The 4,658-nt window shown below is 61.1% G+C and carries 6 protein-coding genes and 1 pseudogene; 2 read left to right on the plus strand and 5 right to left on the minus strand.

Features of this window, described 5'->3' with window-relative positions; translation table 11 throughout:
* The 5 genes and pseudogenes from EN879_RS40155 to EN879_RS24895 all read right to left on the minus strand — a co-directional run.
* Positions 1 to 103 (minus strand): annotated as a pseudogene (locus EN879_RS40155) (elongation factor Ts); the annotation flags it as partial.
* Positions 104 to 212: 109 nt separating this feature from the next.
* Positions 213 to 1,001 carry a 30S ribosomal protein S2 gene (gene rpsB, locus EN879_RS24880; RefSeq protein WP_013531765.1) on the minus strand — a complete coding sequence of 263 codons (789 nt, stop codon included), beginning with the start codon at positions 999 to 1,001 and terminating at the stop codon, positions 213 to 215.
* 202 nt (positions 1,002 to 1,203) lie between these two features.
* The gene (locus EN879_RS24885) at positions 1,204 to 1,482 is read right to left on the minus strand and encodes a DUF4031 domain-containing protein (RefSeq protein WP_013531766.1); all 279 of its coding nucleotides are present in this window, start codon (positions 1,480 to 1,482) and stop codon (positions 1,204 to 1,206) included.
* A gap of 58 nt (positions 1,483 to 1,540) precedes the next feature.
* Complete coding sequence (locus EN879_RS24890; protein ID WP_063167964.1) at positions 1,541 to 2,839, minus strand: hypothetical protein; 1,299 nt, start codon at positions 2,837 to 2,839, stop codon at positions 1,541 to 1,543.
* A 113-nt stretch (positions 2,840 to 2,952) separates the two neighbouring features.
* Positions 2,953 to 3,780, minus strand: coding sequence for a cell envelope integrity EipB family protein (locus tag EN879_RS24895; RefSeq protein WP_063167963.1), 828 nt, complete (start codon positions 3,778 to 3,780; stop codon positions 2,953 to 2,955).
* A 138-nt stretch (positions 3,781 to 3,918) separates the two neighbouring features.
* Between EN879_RS24895 and EN879_RS24900 the strand changes: the two genes are divergently transcribed.
* On the plus strand, positions 3,919 to 4,383 hold the full coding sequence (locus EN879_RS24900; protein WP_063167962.1) for a RidA family protein: 465 nt from the start codon (positions 3,919 to 3,921) through the stop codon (positions 4,381 to 4,383).
* Between the two features lie 14 nt (positions 4,384 to 4,397).
* On the plus strand, positions 4,398 to 4,658 hold a 261-nt coding region (locus EN879_RS24905; protein ID WP_281034606.1), incomplete at its 3' end, for a glycerophosphodiester phosphodiesterase family protein.

The following is a 4,658-nucleotide window of genomic DNA, read 5'->3' on the forward strand; positions in this document are numbered from 1 at the left end:
CTTCCATGTTGCCGTTGGTCTCGGTCAACGCCGCCTTGCAATCCATCATGCCCGCGCCGGTCAAGTCGCGGAGTTCTTTGACCTGTGCAGCCGAAATGCTCATTGTCGCCTCTTTGTTTTAAATGCACCGACGCACCATCGGTATTCGATGGTGCGTCTGTTTAGCGTGCCAGAATATGAGAAAGATGAAGGCCGCAACCGGCCTTCGATTATCAAGCTTCCGGAGCGTCTGCAGCCGGGGCCGGAGCCGGGTCGAGCGCCGGTTCGACGGGAGCTTCGATCGAAGCGCCGATGTCGACGCCGAGCGCGCCCTGCTGACGGGCAATGCCGTCGATCGCAGCCTTGGCGATCAGATCGCAATAGAGCTGGATGGCGCGGGCCGCGTCGTCATTGCCGGGGATCGGGAAGTCGATCTTGTCCGGATCGCAGTTCGAATCGATGATGGCGACGACCGGAATGCCGAGGCGCTTGGCCTCGAGAATGGCGATCGCTTCCTTGTTGGTGTCGATCACGAACATCAGGTCGGGCGTCGAGCCCATGTCCTTGATGCCGCCCAGCGCCTTGTCGAGCTTCTCGCGCTCGCGGTCGAGGTTCAGGCGTTCCTTCTTGGTCAACCCTTGCGCCTCGCCGGCCAGCATCTCGTCGAGCTTGCGCAGGCGCTGGATCGAATTCGAGATCGTCTTCCAGTTGGTCAGCATGCCGCCGAGCCAACGCGAGTTGACGTAGTACTGAGCCGAACGCTGTGCCGCATCGGCGACGATGTCGGACGCCTGGCGCTTGGTGCCGACGAACAGCACGCGGCCGCCCTTGGCGACGGTGTCGGAAACCTGCTTCAGCGCCTGGTGCAGCAAAGGCACCGTCTGCGAGAGGTCGATGATGTGGATGTTGTTGCGGGCGCCATAGATGTAGGGCGCCATTTTCGGGTTCCAGCGATGGGTCTGGTGGCCGAAGTGAATGCCAGCTTCCAAAAGCTGGCGCATGCTGAAATCAGGCAGTGCCATTCAAAGTTCCTTTCCGGTTAGCCTCCACGGACACAGGCATTTTTGGACTTTGTCCTCGAACGCCACCGGAGGTTTCAGCCGGATTTCTCCCGGGCAGACACCAAAGTCCGTGTGTGGAATGAGCGCGCATATAGAGGGGATGCGCGATAAACGCAAGCGCCGTGGGACCTGTGTACGGCGTGCGACGATCCGCGCGCTGCCGTCAGCGCTTTATCTTGCCGTTCGGCACCCGCACCCGCCGGAAGACCGCGACGATCTCCTCGCGGCTGCATTCGATGGCGCCGAGCCGCACCGCACGGTCACGCTCGAAGCCGGTTATGTCATAATGCGGCGCCGATGTCTTGGGCGGCCCTTGGTAGGATGAGCGCTTGACGCCAAGATGCGCGGCAAAGCGATGCAACTCGTCGGTGTCGTCGGCCAACAGATGGCACCAGCGATGGCCGGCCCAGTTCCAGATCGCTGCGTCGACATAGGCTGCCATAAAGCTTGCTGTCTGCCTTCCATCCGTCACGACAGTCGGCCACATGGCCCGGCTGATGTCAGTGACGATAGAATGGATTCGGATAGAAAATGAAGCCGCCATTGGCTGCAAGCTCGGCGACGATGTTGGTGACTGTATCCTGCATGCGACGGTGCAGATCGGCAACCGCATCGTCGATCGAGCCCGTATGCTCATGCAAGCCCAGTGCCTCCGGCACCCGGATGTGGGCGCAACGCGGCCCGGCCGGCTGCGGAACGAATCGGTTCATCGTGTCGCGCAGCCCGCCCCGACAATAGTCGTTGCGGATCCGCTTCAGATGTTCGGCGATCTCCTCCTGGCTAATGCGCGGATTGGCGCAGGCCCAGGGTCCGACGCGTTGCAGCCTCTGAACCCTATCGACGAGCGCGCGGACCTGCCTTTGCCGTTCGGCATCGCCAGTGTTTTCGCGCTGCCAGCGGCGCGCCCGCCGCAGAATCTCGGTGATGTCGGTGACATCAATGTCGGCTGAGATGCTTTTGCCGAGCTGGCGGCTGAGCTCGGTGACCAAAACCCTCTGACGCTGGGCATAGGAAGCGCCTTGGTCGAACGGCATGCCGGTGGCAGCTTCATCGCGGGCCAGCAGTGTCGAATAGACATGGTGAATGCGCTGCGGCAGCGTGTCGGTCGCCTGGCGTTCTATTTTGAGGTTTTTCTCGACATAGGCGCATTCCTTCGCCAGTGCCGCTTCGACGTTGCCGGTGAAGGCAAGCTTCCAGACGACGGGCGCGATCCAGACCTTGAAATTGGGATCCGTGGCCCGACCGCGCTTGAGGGCCTCCAGTCCCATCTCGACGGCACCCGGCAGCAAAGGCGCAACGACATTGGCATGCCAGCCGACGCCGCCTTCGGGATGCAGCAGCACGCCATGGCCTTTCAAGGCCCAGGCGATCGAGTGTTCCTTCGCTGCCCCGCTGTTGCCGGGAATCTGGGCGATCAGATTGTTGGCCAGCCAGAACTTCTGCATCAGCCGGCCAAGGCCGTTGACGACACCATTGGTCGCCCATGAGGCCGTGAGCGGGCTGACCTGCGACACGATTTCCTTGTCGATCATCCAGTCGGTGAAGAACTCGGGATGATTGGGCGTGATGAAGGTCGCCTTCCCTGCCCCGCAACTGGCCTTCAGCCGCTCAAGATCGGCGTCGGGAAAGTCGATATGGCGGACATTTGAGACGCCGCGCAGACCGGCCAGGCGATTGAACGGCAACAGATCCCGAAACCCGGGAATGCCGCGCAGCATGACGATCCGGTTGACGGATGTCATGGCCCTGATCAGTGCCGGGTTGGGCCGCGGCGCGACGAACGTATCGATCCTGCTCAAGCTGATCCCCCTCGCGCCTGGACGCTGGAAGAGGTTGAGGGACGATTGCGGCACGTTCAAGTCGTTCGTTACGACCACGCCGTGCCGTGGCAAATCAGCTGCCTAGACAGGCACTATTTGGCGGGACAAGGTTTTGTCTGGTCGAACAGCGACAGGTTGACCAGCTTGCCGGTCATCGAGAAGTCGCCATAGTCCATGACGAGATCGCGGGTGATGCCGTTCTCATGCAGCTTGAAGCTGATACGGTATTCCGGAACCTCTTCGCCGGTCTTGTTGGTGTCGTCGAAATAGGCGATGTCGACCGGCCAGTATTTGTCGGTGGCGAGCTTTGCCAGTGCCGAAGCTTCCGGGTCGGCCTTGTCGGCATCGGTTTTCTTGCCGACAACGACGGTGGTGGTCATCACCTTGTTGGCGTCTTCGGAACCGTCGAACAGGTTGGTTTCGTAAAAATTCTCGCCTTTTTCGGCCTTGCCGATCAATTCGACCAAATGCTGGGTCGGGAATTGGGTTGTCGCCAGCTCGACGCTGTTCTTTTCGGGCTTGTCGATATCGACCTTCAGGCCCTTGGCCTCTTTCGTGGCTATGCCCTTGACCTCCTTGTCGAGGTTCTGGTCGGAAAAGGATTTCGTCACGAACGAAAAGGTCTTGCCTTCGGCGTCCTCGAAAGTTGTCGTCTGCTGGTCCGTCAGCTTCGTGCCGTCAGCGGTGACGATCTGGGTGACGAAGCGGAATTTCACCGTATAGCCTTCGCAGGCCGAGCCGTTGAACTCATAGACCATGCGGCCGGATATGCCCGTGATGCCGGACTGATCGGAAGCCTTTTTCAGGGTAAGATCGTAGACGGCGCGGTGGGCTTGCAGCGCCGGCGCTGCGAAGACAGGGCCTATCGAGAATATCCCCGACAACAGGACGGCATGGAATGCGAGGCGCGTTGCGCGCATGAGGTACTCCGATCGTCGCGACTGATGGCAGGCCGCAGGGAAAGATGGTCCAGCTTAAAAAAAGTCGTGGCGGAAGCGAGGCAAAAATAGCAATTTCGGCCCGGCCGGCGCGGCGTCACCAAGCAATAGGGAAATACCATGAGTGAAACAATCGAAAAGCGGCTAAGCGATCTGGGTGTGACGCTTCCCGTCGCCGCCGCGCCCGCCGCCAACTACGTGCCCTATTGCAGGACCGGCCATTTGCTGTTCACTGCCGGGCAATTGCCGCTTAAGGACGGCAAGCTGCAGGCGAGCGGGCTGTTGGGCCGCGATCTCGATACCGCAGGCGGCAAGGATGCGGCAAAATACTGCGCGATCAACATCCTGGCGCAGGCCAAGGCAGCACTCGGCGACCTCGAGAAGATCAGCCGCCTGGTGAAGATCACCGTTTTCGTCGCCTCGACACCCGAGTTCGTCGAGCAGCATCTGGTTGCCAACGGCGCCTCCGATTTCCTGGTCGCCGCCCTTGGCGAGCGCGGCAAGCATGCACGCTCCGCCGTCGGCACGGCCTGCCTGCCGCTTAATGCCGCAGTGGAAATCGAAGCCATCTTCGAAGTCGCATGAGCCAGGGTACAGATATGACCGAGCTATCCTGGCTGACCGCCCGGCCCGTTGCCCACCGCGGCTTCCACGACATGAACAAGACGCGCTGGGAAAACACGCTGTCGGCCTTTGCCGCAGCCGCCGAACGCGGCTACGCCATCGAATGCGACGTGCACCTGTCGTCCGACCGCGTTCCCGTCATCATCCATGACGGCGATCTCAAGCGCCTGACCGGCCAGGATGGTTTCGTCTGGCAGCGTACCGCAGCTGAACTCGCGGCGCTCAGGGTCGGTGGC

Source organism: Mesorhizobium sp. M7A.F.Ca.AU.002.02.1.1 (assembly GCF_003998535.1).
In the GTDB taxonomy this organism is placed as follows: domain Bacteria; phylum Pseudomonadota; class Alphaproteobacteria; order Rhizobiales; family Rhizobiaceae; genus Mesorhizobium; species Mesorhizobium ciceri.